Source organism: Hyphomicrobiales bacterium (assembly GCA_016125495.1).
Classification (GTDB): Bacteria; Pseudomonadota; Alphaproteobacteria; order Rhizobiales; family RI-29; genus RI-29.
Map to the genome: position 1 here is coordinate 151,384 of WGLQ01000004.1, position 17,388 is coordinate 168,771.

Sequence of the window (17,388 nt, forward strand, 5' to 3'; positions counted from 1 at the left end):
ATCGAGATGCTTTTTCCGACCCTCGACTTCGGCCTCTTCTTCTCCGCCGTTTTCCTGGCGAGTTGGAGCCTGCGCACGCGCCTCGAGCCGCGCAAGTGGCTCCTCCTCGGGGCGAGCTACGTCTTCTATGGCTGGTGGGACTGGCGCTTCCTGGCGCTCATCGCGCTGAGTTCGGCCTTGAACCATGTCGCCGGCACGCAGATCGCCGCCAGCAGCGACGAAACCTTTCGCAAGCGCATCGTCTTCATCTCCGTCACGCTCAATCTCGCGATCCTCGGCGTCTTCAAGTACTACGGGTTCTTCCTCGAGAGCCTCGCCGACCTCCTGGTCACGGTCGGTCTCGAGCGCGATCTCCCCTTCATGGAGATCATTCTTCCGGTCGGGATTTCGTTCTTCACCTTCCAGGGCATCTCCTACGTCATCGATGTCTATCGGCGCGATGTCGAACCGGTGCGCCGCCCGGAGGATCTGTTCCTCTACATTTCCTTCTTTCCCCAGCTCGTCGCCGGTCCGATCGTTCGGGCCTCCGACTTCCTGCCCCAGATCAATGCCGCTCCCCGTCTCGATCGCAAGATCGTCGCCTTCGGATTCACGCTGATCCTGCTCGGCCTCTTCAAGAAGATGGTGCTGGCGAACTACATCGCGACGAGCTTCGTCGACGAGCTCTACTACGACCCTTCCGCGTTCTCCGCCCTCGATCTCCTCACCGGCGCCTACGCCTATGCGGTCCAGGTCTACTGCGACTTTTCCGCCTACAGCGACATCGCGATCGGCTCGGCCGCGCTCCTCGGTTACACCTTCAAGAGCAACTTCGATCGACCTCTCGGCTCGACCTCTCTCCAGCAGCTCTGGCAGCGCTGGCACATCTCCCTCGGGAGCTTCCTGCGCGACTATCTCTACCGCAACCTGCGCGGCCGGCGGGGCGGTGGGAAATGGAACATCTACCGCACGACCTTCCTGACGATGCTGATTGGCGGTCTCTGGCACGGCGCGGCATGGACGTTCATCATCTGGGGGGCGATCCACGGTGCGGTCCTCGTTCTCGAGCAGATCGTCAAGAGCGCGCGCAAACCGCTTCTCCTTCGCTGGGAGGCCTGGCGCGCGCCGCGTCTCGCCTCCGCCGCGACTCCGCGCGCGATGCGCGGTGTCCTGGAGCTTCCGGGCCTCGCAATCGCCGGCTGGCTCGTGACCTTCCACGTCTTTGCCCTCTCGGCGGTCTTCTTTCGCTCTCCATCGCTCGAGGTCGCGACCGGATATTTCGCCGCGATCGCGAGCAACGAGTGGACGGCCAACCTGTTCACCCCCTTCATCGCGGCGCTCGTGCTCCTCTCCGTGGCTGCCCAGTTCATGGCGCGCAACATCACGGGCGAGTTCGCCGCCCGTCTGGAGCGCCTCGGCGCGATCGGCTTGGGTGCCTTCGTCGGGGTGTCGATCCTCGTCATCTACGAGGTCTCCCCGCCCGGCGTCGCGCCCTTCATCTATTTCCAGTTCTGAGCGAGGGAGATCGCGATGCTCGAAACGCACCTTTGTCGGCCCGCCACCCCGCAAGCAGCCCTTGCCGGGCGCGCGCCTCGGCGCCCGGTCCGTCGCCTGCCGCGTTCGGCCCTCGGAAGCCCGAGCTTTGCCCGCTCGAGCGTCGGCAAGTCGCTCGCGGTGGCCGCCGTGCCCGCGCGCTACGCGCCGCCCTGCCCGCCGCCTGCGCGCATTGCACCTCCCGCCGGGCGGTTGCAGCGCCCGGTCGTCCCCGTCGCGGGCGTGGCGGCACAAAGCGCTGTCATCAGGGCGACCCGCGAGCGGCTGCAGGCCAGCCAGGCCGCCAGCCCCGCCATCGAGCGTCGTCCCCGCGCCGTTCCCGACGAGACGACACTGGCCGTCCGCCACACCACCACGACCATGGCCGTCGCCGCCCTCATCTTGGCGGCCTTCAACTCGAGCGGTCTCGTTGCCTGGATCTACGACATCGAGGCCGGTCCCCTGACCGGGGCGCTCCTTGCCGGGGCCGAGGGTTGGCATGGCCTCATGGAGGAGGTCGGGCTGGCGGGGTTCAAGGAACCGCTCGGCGAATTCGTCCAGGAACTGCACGACCTCGGGTGGTCGTCGGATCGTCGATAACCGAAGTCCAGCCCTGACGTCGACACCAGGGCCGTCCGGCTTCGCCCTCTCGACAAGGCGGGATCGGATTCACTGCTTTACAAAACTAGAAAACTAGTTTTATAGATCGCGGCATGGAACACCATGACGATGATCGCGAGACGCGGGCGGCGCTGATGCTGAACGCTCTCGGCAACGAGACCCGCCTCAGGGTCTATCGCACGTTGGTGCGCGCCGGCTCCCCGGGCCTCAGTGTCGGCGAACTGCAGCGTCGGGTCGGCGTACCGGCCTCGACCTTCGCGCACCACCTGTCGACGTTGCGGCAGGCTGGCCTCGTGCACCAGCGCCGCGCGGGCCGCGAGGTGGCGACAGCCGCCGACTTTGCCGCCATGGATCGTCTCATCGAATACCTGACCGAGGAATGCTGTGCCGACGTGGCATGCCAAGGCACGACCGGTTCGACCGATGGCGATGGCTCTCGCGAGAGCTGAGGGAGGGTGCCGCGTCGGGGCGCGACAGCGCTCCCGGTGGAGACGAAATCGACGGTCGCGGAGAAAGCTCCCGCGACTCGAGCCAATAGGAGACGAGAGATGGCCTTTACCGACGTCAGCCGCCTACCGAGCGACCTCGTGCGCCGGTTCGACCGGGTCTGGATCGCCGTCGCCGTGATCCTCGCCACGCTCGCCGTGTTCGATCAGGCCCAGCTCACCCCTACGATCCGCTTTGCGCTCGACGCGTTGCTCCGCACGGCACCCTATCTCCTCTTTGCAGTGCTTGCGATAGGCTATCTCAAGGCGGCTGGCGCGGAAGGCGTCATCGCACGGGCCTTCGAGGGCCGCGAAACGCGGATGATCGTCGCGGCCGCCCTCCTCGGCGGTCTCGCACCATTCTGCTCCTGCCAGGTGATCCCGTTCATTGCCGGATTGCTCGCCGTCGGGACGCCCCTGTCCGCGGTCATGGCGTTCTGGCTTTCTTCTCCGCTCATCGACCCGCCGACGCTTCTCATCACGGCGGCCGAACTCGGCTGGTCGTTCGCCATCGCCAAGGCGATCGCCGCGGTCGCCATGGGACTTTTCGGCGGCTTCGCGATGCAGGCGATGCTGCGCGGCGGTCTCTTCGCGGGCAACATTGCCAACAACGTCAAGCGCGGCTGCTGTTCGCGCTCTCCCTTCAAGGGCGCCCCCGTCTGGTCGTTCTGGGCCGAGGAACCGCGTCGCCAGGTCTTCCGCGACGAGGCGCTCGCCAATTTCCTCTTCCTTTTGAAGTGGCTGACCGTCGCCTACGTCCTCGAGAGCCTGATGCTGCGGTATGTGCCCGCCGAGGCGATTGCGGGCGTCGTCGGCGGCGACGGCCTCCTGCCGATCGTGCTCAGTGCCTTCGTCGGTGCACCCGCCTACCTCAACGGCTATGCGGCACCGGCTCTCGTCTCCGGCCTCGTCGAGCAGGGCATGTCGCAGGGCGCCGCCATGGCCTTCATCGTGGCGGGCGCGGTCACCAGCATCCCGGCGATGACGGCGGTTTTTGCGCTGGTCCGCCGCGATGTCTTCATTGCCTACCTCGTGCTCGGCTTTACCGGCGCCGTGCTTTCGGGCGTCGCCTATGCGAGCTATGCTGCGCTGGCAGCCGGATGAGGGCAAGCCCTGGCGCGGAATAAAAACAATGATCGTCCAATGGGGGCTGGCCGCGTGCGGTCAGCCCTTTTTCGTTTTGCTCCCGACCACCTCGCCGTCCTCCTTCTCGAATGCGCCGATGTCCGCATTCTCGAGAATCTCGAGCACCACCTCCGACGGCCGGCAGAGCCGCGTCCCCTTGGGTGTGACGACCAAAGGCCGGTTGATGAGGATCGGATGCGCCAACATGGCATCGATCAGCGCCTCGTCACCGAGCGAGGGATCGTCGAGGCCGAGTTCGCCATAGGGCGTCCCCTTCTCGCGCAGCAGGGCGCGCGGCGTCAGCCCGGCCTCGCGGATGAGCCGCACGAGCGTGGTTCTGTCCGGTGGCGTCTCCAGATAGAGGATGATTTCGGGCTCGATGCCCGATGCGCGGATCATCGCGAGTGTGTTGCGCGAGGTCCCGCACACCGGGTTGTGGTAGATGGTGACGCTCACGATTGTCCTCCATGTGCTGGCGTCATTGCCGCCGCTCCATCGAGTGTGCGCGAAAAGGCGGCCATCCGCCGGCAGGCTTCCGCGAGTTCGGCGTCCGGCGTGCAGAGGGATACGCGCACGAAACCGTGCGTCACGGGGCTGAAGTGATCCGCCGGCGTCACGGCGACCCCGGTGGCATCGAGCAACCGCCAGGCGTATTCGTCCCCCGATAACCCTGTACCGCGCACGTCGACGAGCATGAAGACGCCCGACATCGGCCGGAGCGGGCGCACTCTGTTGAGCCCCGCCAGCGTCTCGAGAACCAGATCCCGCCGCCTGCGATAGGCGTCGCGCATCTCGCGCGAGACGTCGAGCCCGAGGCCGACCGCCGCCGCCTGCTGGATGAATTCCGCCCCCCCGAACAGCATGCAGTTGGTGGCATTGCGGATATGGCGCGTGAGGTCCGCCGGGGCGACGATCCAGCCGCACCGCCAGCCCGCCATCGCATGCGACTTGGAGAGGCTGCGCATCGAGAGCACGCGGTCGGCGGTGTCGGCAAAGCTCGCCGGCGAGACATACTCCTCCTCGAAGCACATCTCCGCATAGACCTCGTCACAGATCAGCCAGAGGTCGTGACGCGCGGCGAAATCCGCCATCCACCTCGCCTCACGCGCGCCCACCACGGCCCCGGTCGGGTTGTGCGGCGCATTGAAGAGGACGACCCGCGTGCGCGGTGTGACGAGCCGTTCGTAGACCTCGAGTTCGAAGCGGAAATTCTCCCCGTCGAAGGCGAGGGGTGCCCTGACCATCACGCCGCCGGCCCCGCCGACGACGCCGGAAAAGGTCGGATAGGCGGGGTCCGAGACGATGACCTCGTCACCCGGATCGACGAGGCACTGCATGGCCGCGTAAAGGCCGTTCTGGGCGCCCTGGGTGGTTGTGATCTCCGTGCGCGAAATCGTCCGCCCGAGCCGCTGCGTCTCGGCGAGGGAGACGGCTTCGAGATAGGTATCGATGCCGGCCGCTGGCGTATAATGCGTTTCGCCCCGCTCGAGGCTCGCGATCGCGGCCTCCACGATCGGGCGCGGCGTATCGAAGTCCGGATCACCGATCGTCAGCACGATGACGTCGCTGCCGTTCGCCTTGCGCCGGTTCGCCTCGTAGTGCACGGCCCAGGCATCGCTCCCGCCGGATTGGAAGCTCAGGGTGCGCGTCGCCGGCCGCGGCCCTGCTCTGCCGGCGCCGCCCGGATTGATTTCCCTCGTCGTCGCATCAGTCATGGGCCCAGACCTCCGGATCGCGAACCTCGATGAGATGCGGGCCGCCGGCTGCGAGCGCGGCGGCCGTCAATGCCCCGATCTCCCCGGCATCGTGCGCGATCGCGCTCTGCCAGCCGAAACCGCGTGCGATCGCCTGGAAGTCGGGCGGCTCCGGCAGCACGGCGAAGGGGCGGATCTGCGCCTCCACCATGTCGTCGCGGATCTGCCCGAGGGCCCGGTTGTTCCAGAGGTAGAGGATGACCCCGAGGCGCTCCTCCACGGCCGTCGCCATTTCCTGGATCGTGTAGAGCACGCCCGAATCACCCGCGATCGCGGCGACCGGACGGTCCGGCGCGGCGATCTTTGCCCCGAGCGCTGTCGGCAGCGCATAGCCGAGCGTGCCATAGCCGAACGAGCCGAGATAATGTCCCGGCCGGTCGACGTCGAGGAAGCGGTCGGCGGTGTAGGCGAGCTGAGTCATGTCGCCGACGAAGACCGTCTCGGCGGGAAGTGAGGCGCGCATCGCATCGAGCACGGTGAGGTGACGGCGCTGGAGGGAATCGAGCGTTGCGCGATTGGCGAGCCGGGCGGCGGCCGCGCGCTCCTGGCCATGGCCGGCCCGGGGCGGTTCGCCCGGCCCGCCGCGCCCGATCGCCTCCATGAGCATGACGATTGCCGTCGCCGCGTCTCCCTCGATCGCGACCGCGCTCGGATAGTCGCTGGAAATCTCCCCTTCGTCGATGTCGACGCGCACGATCCGGCCCGGGATGTCCAGCCATTTGCGCCAGCTGTCGGTTTCCGAAAGCTCGGTGCCGACGGCCAGCACGACGTCCGCGACCGCGAGCGCGGCCTGGGTTCCGACGAGCGAGAGCGTGGCGCCGAGCGCGAGGGGGTGGGTGTGGGGCAGAATGCCCTTGCCGGCAAAGCTGGTCGCGACCGGGGCATCGAGGCGCTCGGCGAGACGGCGCACCGCCTCCGCCGCCCCGATCGCGCCGCCACCGGCGAGGATGACGGGCGAGCGCGCTTCGAGCAGGAGCCGGGCGGCCGTTGTGATCGCCTGCGGATCGGGTGTGCGCGCCATCGCTGGCGCGCGTGGGCTCCAGTCGCCCGTCGCCGGCTCGCGCATAACGTCGATCGGGATCTGGATGTGGCAGGGGCGCGGTCGCTGCGAGGAGAAGATGTCGTAGGCGCGCGCCACCAGCGCCGGGACGTCGCTCGCCGTCATCGCGGTTTCCGTGAACGCCGTGAACGGTCGTACGACGGCGCTCTGATCGGTGAGTTCGTGCAGGCGGCCCCAGCCCTTGCCGAGACTTTCGCGCTCGTTGACCGGCGTGATCACCAGCATGGGCGTCGAGGAGGCATAGGCCTGCGCGATGCCGGTCGCGCCATTGGTCAGGCCCGGCCCCGTGATGAGGCAGCAGAGCGCGGGCTTTCCCGCGAGCCGCGCGTAGCCCTCCGCCATGAAGGCGGCGCCCTGTTCGTGGCGCGGCAACACGTGGCGTAGCGTGCCATCGCCGAGTCCCCGGTAGAGTTCGATCGAATGGGTCCCGGGAATCCCGAACACGACCTCGCAGCCGTAGCCGGCAAGCAACTTCGGAATGGCCTCTCCGCAGGTGGTCATCGCATCGCCCTCGATTGCTGGCAGGCGGTCCGCCGGCCCCGATGGGGCGAACGGACTGGGCCGATACCGGTCCGGTCGCCGGCACCTTAGTCGCTTCGCGGCCGGCTCGCCACCTCGCCCCGCCATCGCTCCGCATCGTCACGCGGACGTGTGGAGACGTGTTCCGGCGACCCCTGGGGCGCCGCCCTTCGATGCCCTATCTTGCGCACCGGACCCCCCACCCGCCATTCGCACCGAGGACGCCCGATGCCCGCTCTGACCCCGCTCTTTCCCCGCCAGCCCGTTCCCGCCCTCGAGGTCGCGACGCTCTCCGGTCGCCGCTGGTCGCTCGCCGAAAGCCGCCCCGAGCATTTCACGATGCTCGTCGTCTATCGCGGCCTCCACTGCCCGATCTGCCGCGGCTATCTCACCGACCTCCAGACCCGCCTCGACGAGTTCCGCGCCGCCGGCGTGGAACCGTTCGTGCTCTCGAGTGACGACCGCGAGCGGGCCGCCAAAGCCCAGGAGAGCTGGAAGCTCGACCGCCTCGACCTCGGCTATGGCCTCACGATCGAGCAGGCCCGGGCATGGGGCCTCTACGTCTCGCGCGGCCGTGGCAAGACCTCGATCGGCATCGAGGAGCCCGCGATCTTCGTCGAGCCCGGCCTCTTCATGGTCCGCCCCGACGGCACGCTCTATTTCGCGAGCGTCCAGACCATGCCCTTCGCGCGCCCGCACTTCGCCGACATCCTCGGCGCCGTCCAGTTCGTCACCAAGAACGGCTATCCGGCACGCGGCGAGGTCCTTTCGGGCGACGAGACGAGCTGACGCCAGGGGACGCCACCACGGGAAACGCCGAACGGTGCCGATCGGCCATTGCGGCGCGGTCGCGGCCCGTCTAATGGCGCGCCATGACCCGCCTCCAGGCCGACTTCCTCCTCCTCCTCACCGCGATCATCTGGGGCACGGCGTTCGTTGCCCAGAAGACCGCGCTCGATGCCGTCGGCCCGCTGTCGTTCGCGGCGGCGCGATTGCTGCTGTCCGCCCTGGTGGTCGCGCCGCTCGCGATCCTCGAGGTGCGACGCCTGCGCCGGCTCCACGGCTCTGGGCATCCGGCGGACGGCGCGCCCGCCCTCGCGCCGCTCGGGACGCCACGCTCGCTGGCGCTGTTCCTGGCGACGGGGCTCGCCTTCTGCTGCGGCTCCCTCCTCCAGCAGGTCGGCATGCTGACGACGTCGGTCACCAACACCGGCTTCCTGACGACGGTCTACGTCGTGCTCGTGCCAATCGTCGTCTGGCTGTTCTTTCGCCGCCCGCCGGCCGCCTACGTCTGGCTTGCCGCCGCGTTCTCCATCACGGGCGTCTGGTTGATCGGCGATGCGACATTGTCCGCGCTCACCGTCGGCGACCTCCTGGTCCTGGCCGGCGCCGTGTTCTGGGCCCTGCACGTCGTCCTCGTCGGCATGCTCGTCATGCGCACGGGCGCCCCGTTCCTCGCCGTCTTCGTGCAGTATCTGTTGACCAGCCTCATTGCCGCGCTCCTGCTGCCGGCCTTCGAGACCTTCGACCTTTCAGCCCTCGCCCGCGTCGTGCCGGAATTGCTCTATGCCGGCATCGTTTCGGGCGCGATCGGCTTTTCCCTTCAGGCGATCGCGCAGCGCCACACCCCGGCCCCCGAGGCGGCCGTCATCATCGGCTCGGAAAGCCTCTTTGCCGCGATGGCGGGGGCCCTCCTCCTCGGCGAGCGCCTGAGCCTCCTCGGCGCCATGGGCTGCGCGCTGGTGTTCGCCGCCATGCTGATCGTCGAACTGACCCCCGTGGCCCGGCGCTGGTGGATGCGCCGGACGGGCGCGGCGGCGGTTTGAGGGGGGTGGGGAGCAGCTTGGGTCACGCCCGACAGGTCGGCTCGGTTGTCGTCGTAGGTCGGGTCGACGCAGGAGACCCGACGTCGCCGCATTCACCCGCTTTGTCTGGTTTCGCCAAGGGCTCGACCCGACGGACGGCTGCAAATACATCGCCCGACTATGCGCCGCTCACACCACCTCCGCGATGATTTTCGGAGTCAAGGCAGCGCTGAGTGGCGATGCGGTTTTACTTCCACCCGTAATACTTGCCGATAAGATCAGCTAACACCGCTCCGGCTGCTCCGGTTCCGATCGTCCAAGTGCCATCTGCGGCCTTCGACACCATCTTGCCGATCCAAGCTGCAACTTTGGGGCCCAATCTTCCATCAGTCGATGGCGAGTCCTCCTCTACGGCCTTTTGCAGCTCGACAATGTCTGGTTCGCCCACGCCGTGACCACGCAAAGCGCTTCACAAGGATGAGAAATCCCGTATTATTATTTTTGCCGAAACGCTCGAATTTGTCGCTGTTCCAACGAGATTGGTCGGACCGTAAATCGTATTGTAAAATATCTGGTTCACGCGATCGGAGTTTTGTGGCATAGAGTAATCCTCTCGTGCGGCTTCCGGGAATGCCTTCTCCAAGTCTAGTGCAAATTTGAGGACTCTGGTTCGAACGCTCTCAGTAATGTGCTTGATCTTGCCTGAACTGACTTCGCAGACGGCTGAGACGATCTCCATTGAGGTAAACTTTTGTGTCCGCAGATAACCGACTAAATTTCCAACGTTGAATTGGAGTGGCTGTCCATCCTTTTTCAAGTGATCTTCGATTTCTCCGATGCTCGCCCGATAGTGGTGGTGCATAAAATTTTTGCTATTTTTGTCCAGGAACTCAGGTGGCACAGTCCAATCGTTGACTGTCTTTGTCATATCGATCATGTTAACCTTGATAAGCATTGGGAGAATCCGATATTCAGGAATTGTCGTTCCTTTGGGGTAGCCATTAAGTTCCCAGTCAAGCCAATCTTCGGCGGGCTTGCTATCGAGTTTGGCTGCTAACACCATGCATTTGCGGAGCAGAGTGCTCGTCGGCATCTGGTCGCCACTCGCACCAGCTATAATTTCTTCTAACAAGCTCATTGCAGAACCACCCGGTTGAGAATAGCCTTGGATTATCTCAGTCTAGTTGTCGGTGCGATTTCGGCAACTCTTTTCAGCGATCTTCTGCAGGTTGTGGACAAGGCCGATTTGTCGCACCTGCTTTCTCCACCCCCTCGCTTCCACACACCCCATTGCACTCGCCGCGCAACCGGCTACACTCCACCGCGATGGGATAGCGTTGCGACATCTCGCGGTCGCCGCCGGTTTGCTCGCCTTCTGGGTGGGCGCGCCCGGCAGCGGGGCCGCCGACGGCACCGGGGCGACGCCGGCCTCGAGCCTGCGCGCTTCGAGCGCGGCGTCGTCGCGCCCGCCGTTCACCGACAACCCGGCCCAGCAGGCCCACATCCCCTGCACCTGCCGCTACAAGGGCGCCGACATCGCGGTCGGCGACACCATCTGCATGCGCACCGCCAAGGGCCTCGTCCGCGCCACCTGCAGCCGCGTCCTCAACAACACCTCCTGGACGATCACCCGCGAGCCCTGCGACGCCACCTCGTGACCGGCCCCATCACAGGCCCCATCACCGGCCCAATCCCAGTCCCGATTGTCGGCCCATTCCATTGAAACAGCTGTTCACCCCTCCCAATTGGGAGGGTCCGTGGCGCCCGGTGTGGTATCGCTCCACTGCGAGCCATGCCAACGCGTCTCGCCCAGAGCCCCCCGCCTGGTCCGGCCCGCCGTACGGGTCCCGGTTCCGACGAAGAAGGAACGATGCCATGGATGCCCGCAAGCTGCTCGACGCCCTCACCGCCGCCGTCTCCGAGAACACCGAGAAGGTGCGCTCCGGCGAGACCGATCTGACGGGCCTCGCCCGTGACCTCCTCGGCCAGGCGACGCGCGGCGTTGGAACGGCCGCCCGCGACATCGGCGAGAGCACCGGCGCCGGCGGCAAGATCGACGATCTCGTGCGCGAGCTTTCGGGTGGGCAAGGCGCGGGCGACCTGCTCGATCGCGCCAAGACCTGGGCCGGCGACAACAAGGTCGCGGCCGGAACCATCCTCGGTGGCCTCGGCGCCCTGCTCATCGGCACGCGCAGCGGCCGCAGCCTCGCGACCGGCGCCGCCAAACTCGGCGGTCTCGTGCTCATCGGCGGTCTCGCCTACGACGCCTGGAAGCGCCATCAGGCCCGCACTGGCGGAGCGGCGCCCGCCGGGTCCGTGCCAGCCCACCGCGACGACTACGACGAACTCCGGGCCCCCGCCGGCTCCGGCTTCGAGCCGGAGGCGCTCAGCCAAGCCGACGCCCGCCGCTATCTCGGCGCCATGATTGCCGCCGCGATGGCGGATGGAAACGCCGATTCCGCCGAACGCGCGCACATCATCGCGGGCCTGCGCCAAGCCGGCATCGACGCGCCGACCGTCGGCGCCCTCGAAGGCCTCTTCGCCAACCCGCCGACCATCGCGGATTTGACCGAAGGCCGTCCGAGCCCCGCCGAGGCGACCCGCATCTATGCCGCCGCCCGCCTCACCATCGAGCCGGACACCTCCGCCGAGCGCACCTTCCTCGCCCGCCTCGCCGATGCCCTCGGGCTCGACCCGGCTCTCGCCCTCGACATCGACCGTGAGGTCGCCTCGGTACGCGCCTGAGGCGCACCGGGGCTCACGCGACCCGACTCGGCGCGCGGCCTTAAATCGAATTTCAACCGGACCGCGGTACGGTCGCGCGATGTTGCGTCGGCAGGTCGGCTTGGTGCGGTTGGGCAGCGATGGCGAGCTGCGGAACCGCTGCTCCTCCTGGGGCGCAACGCCGTGTCGGGTCGTGCCCGGGTCCATGCGCATGTCGGCGTTCTCGCTCTGCCCGACGGTCGCAGCGGATTTCTCGGCATGCGCGCGCGGCGTCGGGGCGGGCGCCAGCGGGTTTCGGACCCGCTGACCAGGAGGACGAGCATGGCAAGGCGGGTATCCCAGGATCGCCTCAATACCGCTCTCGGCGTCAATCGCGGCGTGCCCGCCGTGTTGCGCGCATCGAGCCCCCCGGCGCGCGACGAGGAGGACGATGGCGGCGGCGCGATCGACCAGATCGTCGGCGTCCTCTTCGGCATCGCCGGCATCGCGTTTGCCGGCTTTCTCCTCTACGAGGGCATTTCCATGGCCGGCCTGCGCCAGCAGACGGCCAGCGAAATGGCTCGGATCAGGGCTGTCACCGATCCCCAGGCGAGCCCGCTCTATCGCGACGCGGACCGGTCCATCCTCTCGGCCTGCTTCGGCGCCGAGCCCGATTCCGGCAATCAGCGCTCCGCGCTCGTCGAGCGCGATGCGGCGGTCGGCCAGTACGCCTCGTTCCTCGTCTGCGCCATGCAGATGCAGCGCGACCGGCTCTGCGACGGCAAGGCGCGCGGCCAGCTCGTCGAGCAGATCGACCGCTACCGCCAGGTCCGCTACGATCTCGCCGAACTCCACAATTCGCACCTCACCGCCGCCGGCGTCCGTGTCGCCATGAACACCGGCGATCTCCTGGCGGATGTCTCGGGCACCATGAACGGTCAGGGGACCGGCACGACGGTGGCGCAATTCCAGCGGGTTCCCGAGGTGCGAAACGATCGCTTCGATGCCCGCGTCGGCTTCCAGCTGGAGGATCTGGTGCGCTCCGGCTACCTCGACCGCAGCGACTTTGCCGGCGTCTTCGGCGGCGTCTCCGGTGAGATCGCGCGTTTCGTCGAGGTGCCACCGAGCGGCCGCCAGCCCTGCGGCTGAGCCGGCGACGGGGCGCGCCCGGCCACCCACGATGAACGCGGCCGCAGGCATTGATCCGGCGGCCGGGCGCGGCCATAGTCCCGTCCATGACACGAGCGAAATCGACCGGCGGGCGTGACGGCAGGGCGGCTGCGGGCAAAGGCGTTGCCGGTCGCCGGGACGCCCCGACGCGCGCGAGCCGCCAGCCCAAGTCGTCGAAGCCTGTCGCCCCTCCCCCCGAGACCGAAGCGGGCACCCCTGGGCTTTCCGGGCTCTCGGAAGCCCCGCAAACCCCGTTCGAGAGCATTGCACCGGCCCGCTCGGCCCTGCCGGCGATCCGCAGCGGCGCCATCGCCGGTGCCCCGCGCCCTCCCTCCCCCGGCGAACGCGCCGAGGCCGAGGCGGCGGCAAAGGCCGCCGGCGGCCCGCGCAAGGGAAGGAAGAAGCCGCTCGGCATTCCCTCCCTCGACGATCCGCGCCCGGGCTTTGCCGAGGCGCACCAGCCGCTCATCATGGGCCACCCGATCGTGCGCCAGGTGCTGGACGAGGCCGGCGCGCCGCCCGCCTGGACCCCGCATCGCCCGGAACGGCCGGAAAAATCCGAGGGCGGCATCGCCTTCCGCATGGTCTCGGAATACGAGCCCAAGGGTGACCAGCCCCAGGCGATCGGCGAACTGGTGGAGGGCATCGCCCGCCACGAGCGCGACCAGGTGCTGCTCGGCGTGACGGGCTCCGGCAAGACCTTCACCGCCGCCAATGTCATCCAGGCGACGCAGCGCCCCGCCCTCGTGCTCGCGCCCAACAAGACGCTCGCCGCCCAGCTCTACTCGGAGTTCAAGAATTTCTTTCCTGACAATGCGGTCGAGTATTTCGTCTCCTATTACGACTACTACCAGCCGGAGGCCTACGTCCCGCGCACCGACACCTACATCGAGAAGGAAGCGAGCATCAACGAACAGATCGACCGGATGCGCCATGCCGCGACGCGTGCCCTGCTCGAGCGCGACGACGTCCTCATCGTCGCTTCGGTCTCTTGCATCTACGGTATCGGCTCCGTCGAGACATACACCGCCATGACCTTCGCGGTGCAGGTCGGCGATACGGTCTCCATGCGCCAGCTGCTCGCTGATTTCGTCGCCCTTCACTATCGCCGCAACGACCAGTCCTTCCAGCGCGGCGCCTTCCGTGTGCGCGGCGATACCGTCGAACTCTGGCCGGCCCACCTCGAGGACCGCGCCTGGCGATTTTCCTTCTTCGGCGACGAGGTCGAGGCGATCGCCGAATTCGATCCACTGACCGGTCAGAAGACGCAGGACCTGCAACTCGTCAAGATCTATGCGAACTCCCACTACGTGACGCCGAAGCCGACGCTCAACCAGGCTGTCGACCAGATCCGACGCGAGCTCGACCAGCGCCTTGCCGAGCTCAACGGCGTTGGCCGGCTCCTCGAGGCGCAGCGCCTCGAGCAGCGTACCCTCTTCGACCTCGAGATGATGGCCGCGACCGGCTCGTGTGCCGGCATCGAGAACTATTCCCGCTACCTGACCGGCCGAGCCCCCGGTGAGCCGCCACCGACGCTCTTCGAGTATCTCCCGGACAATGCGATCGTTTTCGTCGACGAGAGCCACGTCACCGTCGGCCAGCTCAGCGCCATGTTCCGCGGCGACTTCCGCCGCAAGGCGACGCTCGCGGAGTACGGGTTCCGCCTCCCGTCGTGCATGGACAACCGGCCGCTCCGCTTCGAGGAGTGGAATGCGATGCGCCCGCAGACGATTTATGTCTCCGCGACGCCGGGCGGCTGGGAGTTGGAACAGACCGGTGGCGTCTTCACCGAACAGGTGATCCGTCCGACCGGTCTCACCGATCCCGAAATTTCCGTCCGCCCCGCCCGCAACCAGGTCGACGATCTCCTCTCGGAGGTTCGCCAGGTCTCGCTCGCCGGCTATCGCACGCTCGTCACCACGCTCACCAAACGCATGGCCGAGGACCTCACCGAATACCTCCACGAGCAGGGTGTCCGCGTGCGCTACATGCACTCCGACATCGATACGCTCGAGCGCATCGAGATCATCCGCGACCTGCGCCTCGGCGCCTTCGACGTCCTGGTCGGCATCAACCTGCTGCGCGAGGGCCTCGATATTCCCGAGTGCGGCCTCGTCGCGATCCTCGACGCCGACAAGGAGGGATTTCTGCGCTCCGAGACGTCGCTCGTCCAGACCATCGGGCGTGCTGCGCGCAACGTCGACGGCCGCGTCATCCTCTACGCCGACCAGATGACCGGCTCCCTCGAGCGGGCGATCGCCGAGACCGAACGACGGCGGGAAAAGCAGAAGGCCTACAACCTCGCCAACGGCATCACGCCCGAGAGTGTCAAGGCGCGCATCAACGACATCATGTCCTCGATGTACGAGGGCGACCATGTGACGGTGGATGCCGGCGTGCTCGACGGCGGGCGTGGCAGGCGTGGCGCCGCCGCCGTCGGCCACAACCTCGAGACCGTCATCGCGGACATGGAGGCACGTATGCGCGCGGCCGCCGCCGACCTCGAGTTCGAGGAGGCGGCCCGCCTGCGCGACGAGGTCAAGCGCCTCAAGGCGACCCAGCTCGCGGTGATGGACGATCCCCTCGCCCGCCAGGTCGATGTCACCGAGCGCGCCGGCGCCTTCGGCGAGAAGATCAGGGGCCCGCACAAGCCGACGCTCGACGAGATGGGCCCGCATGCCTCGCTCTCGGTCCCGGCCCAGGGCGAGCGCCCGCGCGCCCGTTCGAGCATGGGCCGGGCCGGCCAGAACGCGCGCGACAAGTACCGCAAGAAGGGTGGCAAGAGCCGCGATTGAGTGCCGGAGGCCGAACTGCGCGCCGGTACCACCCGTCCGACCCTACACCTCGTGGTGGTCGAGCCAGTCGGCGTAGTCGGCGAGCATCTCCACGAGCGGGCGTGGACGCCAGCCACTGTCGGCAACGAGGCGCGAGATGTCGAGGGCTCCCCACTTGCCGTCGACATGGCAGGGATCGCCCGCGATGTCCGCGTTGCTAGGATCGACGAGCGTATAGCGGAATGCCGGACGCACTGAGCCGACGAGCGCGAGCAAGCGCTCGAGGGTGACGAATTCACCGAGCGCGATGTTGTAGACGGGATGGCGCAGAGCGGGGGCATCGAGGAGGGCGATGATCGCCCGGGCCAACTCGCCGGCATGGATGTAGTCGCCGACCGAGCCGAGGCCCGAGACCCGCACGGTCCGCCCCTGCCGATGGAGGTGCAGGAGACGCTTGGGTACGCAATCGACGGCGCGGGTCGCGGTACGTCTGTCGAGCGGACCATAGACGCTCGACGGACGCACGGAGACGACCGGCACGCCCGAGCCGAGTGCCGCGTCATTGGCGAGGAGTTCGCCAGTGAGCTTGGAAATGGCATAGAGCCCGCTCGGATGCACGCTGACGTCCTCGGCGAGCGGTTGATCCGGGGCCTGCAGCCCCCGGTTCGCATAGACCGAACTCGACGAGACGTTGACGACGCGCTGGAGCCGTGGCGACTGTTCGGCCGCCGCCAGCATCCGCGCGGTGCCGATGACGTTTGCCTCGAGGACGGCGAGCGCTGCCCCGAAGCCCTCGCGCTGTCGCTGTGCCTCGATGGACGTGACGGCGGCGCCGTGCACGATGTGGGTGACCTGCGAGAGCGGCCCGCCGGCCCGTGCGATGTGCTCCCAGAGAGCGCTGTCACCGACGTCACCGGTCACGACGTCGATGCGATCGGAGTGGGCGGCAAAGAACGCCGACGCCGGCCCGTCGAGCGGACTCGCATCGATCAGCAGCACGCGCGCCGCGCGGTCCCGCTCGAGCCATTGCCGCACCACGTGGCTCATCGCAAAGCCGCCACCCCCGGTCACCATCAGCATGTCGGCTCGCCTCTCCGATCGGTTCTCGATGCGCCGGGGCGACCCTGTCGGTCCTGCCGGCGCTTGCCACGCACGAACGTGCCCGCCATCCAGGGGACATGGCAAGGCGTTCGCGGACCGGCGCGCCTTCGCCCGCCCCCTCGTCGTCGGGGTCCGGTTCAGATTGTGTTCATGGCGAGAGGTCTACGCTCTTTCCATGATGCCCGGGGTCATTGCTGCCACAATCGGCTGCTAGCGGGGGCCGAGAGCATCCTTGGGGATTTCCGAAGGGAGAGAGATGTCCGCATTCCGTTACGCCGCCCGCGTCGCGGGCCTTGCTGTTTTCCTGGCGATCGGTACGGCCGGCGCCATGGCAGCCAGCGTTCCGACCGCCGATCCGGTCGCAAAGAAAATCGAGGTCGTCCGCCAGTCGTTCGGCCTCGCGGCCCTGCCGGCCGACGCAGCCATTCCCGCCGCGACCGAGAGCGAGCCGCTGATCCGCGTCGCCCGTCGCGGTCGCAACTTCCGCCGCGGTCTGGCGATCGGCGTCGGCGCACTCGTCCTCGGCACGATCATCGCCAACGAGGCGGCGCGCAGCCGTGCCCACGCCTACGACGACTATGATTATCGTCCGCGCCCGCGCCACCGTGGCCGCGACTACTACCTCTACCAGAAGGAGCGCTGCGCCGCGGAGTTCCGTTCCTTCGACTGGGAGACGGAGACCTACATCACCTACAGCGGCTACGAGAAGCGCTGCCCTTACCTGCCTTGAGCGCTGCGACTCATCCGAGCGGCACGAGC

The 17,388-nt window shown here is 67.5% G+C and carries 16 protein-coding genes; 11 read left to right on the forward strand and 5 right to left on the reverse strand.

Annotated features, from left to right (window positions below; translation table 11 throughout):
- Positions 1-6 precede the first annotated feature (6 nt).
- The 4 genes from GC150_03350 to GC150_03365 all read left to right on the forward strand — a co-directional run bounded on the left by GC150_03350 (position 7) and on the right by GC150_03365 (position 3,722).
- The gene (locus tag GC150_03350; GenBank protein ID MBI1383931.1) at positions 7-1,494 is read left to right on the forward strand and encodes an MBOAT family protein; all 1,488 of its coding nucleotides are present in this window, start codon (positions 7-9) and stop codon (positions 1,492-1,494) included.
- Between the two features lie 15 nt (positions 1,495-1,509).
- Positions 1,510-2,112 carry a hypothetical protein gene (locus GC150_03355; GenBank protein MBI1383932.1) on the forward strand — a complete coding sequence of 201 codons (603 nt, stop codon included), beginning with the start codon at positions 1,510-1,512 and terminating at the stop codon, positions 2,110-2,112.
- Positions 2,113-2,225: 113 nt separating this feature from the next.
- Positions 2,226-2,582: a metalloregulator ArsR/SmtB family transcription factor gene (locus tag GC150_03360; GenBank protein ID MBI1383933.1), complete on the forward strand. Its 357-nt coding sequence runs from the start codon at positions 2,226-2,228 to the stop codon at positions 2,580-2,582.
- Between the two features lie 99 nt (positions 2,583-2,681).
- Entirely contained in the window at positions 2,682-3,722 is a 1,041-nt protein-coding gene (locus tag GC150_03365) for a permease (GenBank protein ID MBI1383934.1), read from the forward strand.
- Positions 3,723-3,782: 60 nt separating this feature from the next.
- Here the strand turns inward: GC150_03365 and arsC are convergent, their stop codons facing one another.
- Genes arsC through GC150_03380 form a run of 3 tightly spaced genes read right to left on the reverse strand, consistent with a single transcriptional unit; the run spans position 3,783 to position 7,184 of the window.
- Positions 3,783-4,199, reverse strand: coding sequence for an arsenate reductase (glutaredoxin) (gene arsC / locus GC150_03370; protein ID MBI1383935.1), 417 nt, complete (start codon positions 4,197-4,199; stop codon positions 3,783-3,785).
- Entirely contained in the window at positions 4,196-5,458 is a 1,263-nt protein-coding gene (locus GC150_03375) for an aminotransferase class I/II-fold pyridoxal phosphate-dependent enzyme (GenBank protein ID MBI1383936.1), read from the reverse strand. The genes arsC and GC150_03375 overlap by 4 nt, the downstream gene beginning before the upstream one ends.
- Entirely contained in the window at positions 5,451-7,184 is a 1,734-nt protein-coding gene (locus GC150_03380; protein ID MBI1383937.1) for a 5-guanidino-2-oxopentanoate decarboxylase, read from the reverse strand. Before GC150_03380 ends, GC150_03375 begins: the two co-directional genes overlap by 8 nt.
- 120 nt (positions 7,185-7,304) lie before the next feature.
- On the opposite strand from GC150_03380, the gene GC150_03385 reads away from it, so the two are divergent.
- Together GC150_03385 and GC150_03390 are read left to right on the forward strand one after the other, a co-directional pair.
- Complete coding sequence (locus tag GC150_03385) at positions 7,305-7,865, forward strand: redoxin domain-containing protein (GenBank protein MBI1383938.1); 561 nt, start codon at positions 7,305-7,307, stop codon at positions 7,863-7,865.
- 83 nt (positions 7,866-7,948) lie between these two features.
- Positions 7,949-8,902 carry an EamA family transporter gene (locus tag GC150_03390; protein MBI1383939.1) on the forward strand — a complete coding sequence of 318 codons (954 nt, stop codon included), beginning with the start codon at positions 7,949-7,951 and terminating at the stop codon, positions 8,900-8,902.
- A gap of 448 nt (positions 8,903-9,350) precedes the next feature.
- Here the strand turns inward: GC150_03390 and GC150_03395 are convergent, their stop codons facing one another.
- Positions 9,351-10,019, reverse strand: a complete 669-nt coding sequence (locus GC150_03395; GenBank protein ID MBI1383940.1) for a hypothetical protein — start codon at positions 10,017-10,019, stop codon at positions 9,351-9,353.
- 199 nt (positions 10,020-10,218) lie between these two features.
- On the opposite strand from GC150_03395, the gene GC150_03400 reads away from it, so the two are divergent.
- The 4 genes from GC150_03400 to uvrB all read left to right on the forward strand — a co-directional run bounded on the left by GC150_03400 (position 10,219) and on the right by uvrB (position 15,549).
- On the forward strand, positions 10,219-10,539 hold the full coding sequence (locus GC150_03400) for a hypothetical protein (GenBank protein MBI1383941.1): 321 nt from the start codon (positions 10,219-10,221) through the stop codon (positions 10,537-10,539).
- A 217-nt stretch (positions 10,540-10,756) separates the two neighbouring features.
- Positions 10,757-11,626 (forward strand): DUF533 domain-containing protein, encoded by an 870-nt coding sequence (locus GC150_03405; GenBank protein MBI1383942.1) that lies wholly within the window; start codon positions 10,757-10,759, stop codon positions 11,624-11,626.
- Positions 11,627-11,926: 300 nt separating this feature from the next.
- On the forward strand, positions 11,927-12,733 hold the full coding sequence (locus tag GC150_03410) for a hypothetical protein (protein ID MBI1383943.1): 807 nt from the start codon (positions 11,927-11,929) through the stop codon (positions 12,731-12,733).
- A gap of 86 nt (positions 12,734-12,819) precedes the next feature.
- Entirely contained in the window at positions 12,820-15,549 is a 2,730-nt protein-coding gene (gene uvrB / locus GC150_03415) for an excinuclease ABC subunit UvrB (GenBank protein ID MBI1383944.1), read from the forward strand.
- Positions 15,550-15,591: 42 nt separating this feature from the next.
- On the opposite strand, the gene GC150_03420 is transcribed toward uvrB, so the two are convergent.
- Positions 15,592-16,608: an NAD-dependent epimerase/dehydratase family protein gene (locus GC150_03420; GenBank protein ID MBI1383945.1), complete on the reverse strand. Its 1,017-nt coding sequence runs from the start codon at positions 16,606-16,608 to the stop codon at positions 15,592-15,594.
- Between the two features lie 277 nt (positions 16,609-16,885).
- Between GC150_03420 and GC150_03425 the strand changes: the two genes are divergently transcribed.
- On the forward strand, positions 16,886-17,359 hold the full coding sequence (locus GC150_03425) for a hypothetical protein (protein MBI1383946.1): 474 nt from the start codon (positions 16,886-16,888) through the stop codon (positions 17,357-17,359).
- The last annotated feature ends 29 nt before the right edge of the window (positions 17,360-17,388 follow it).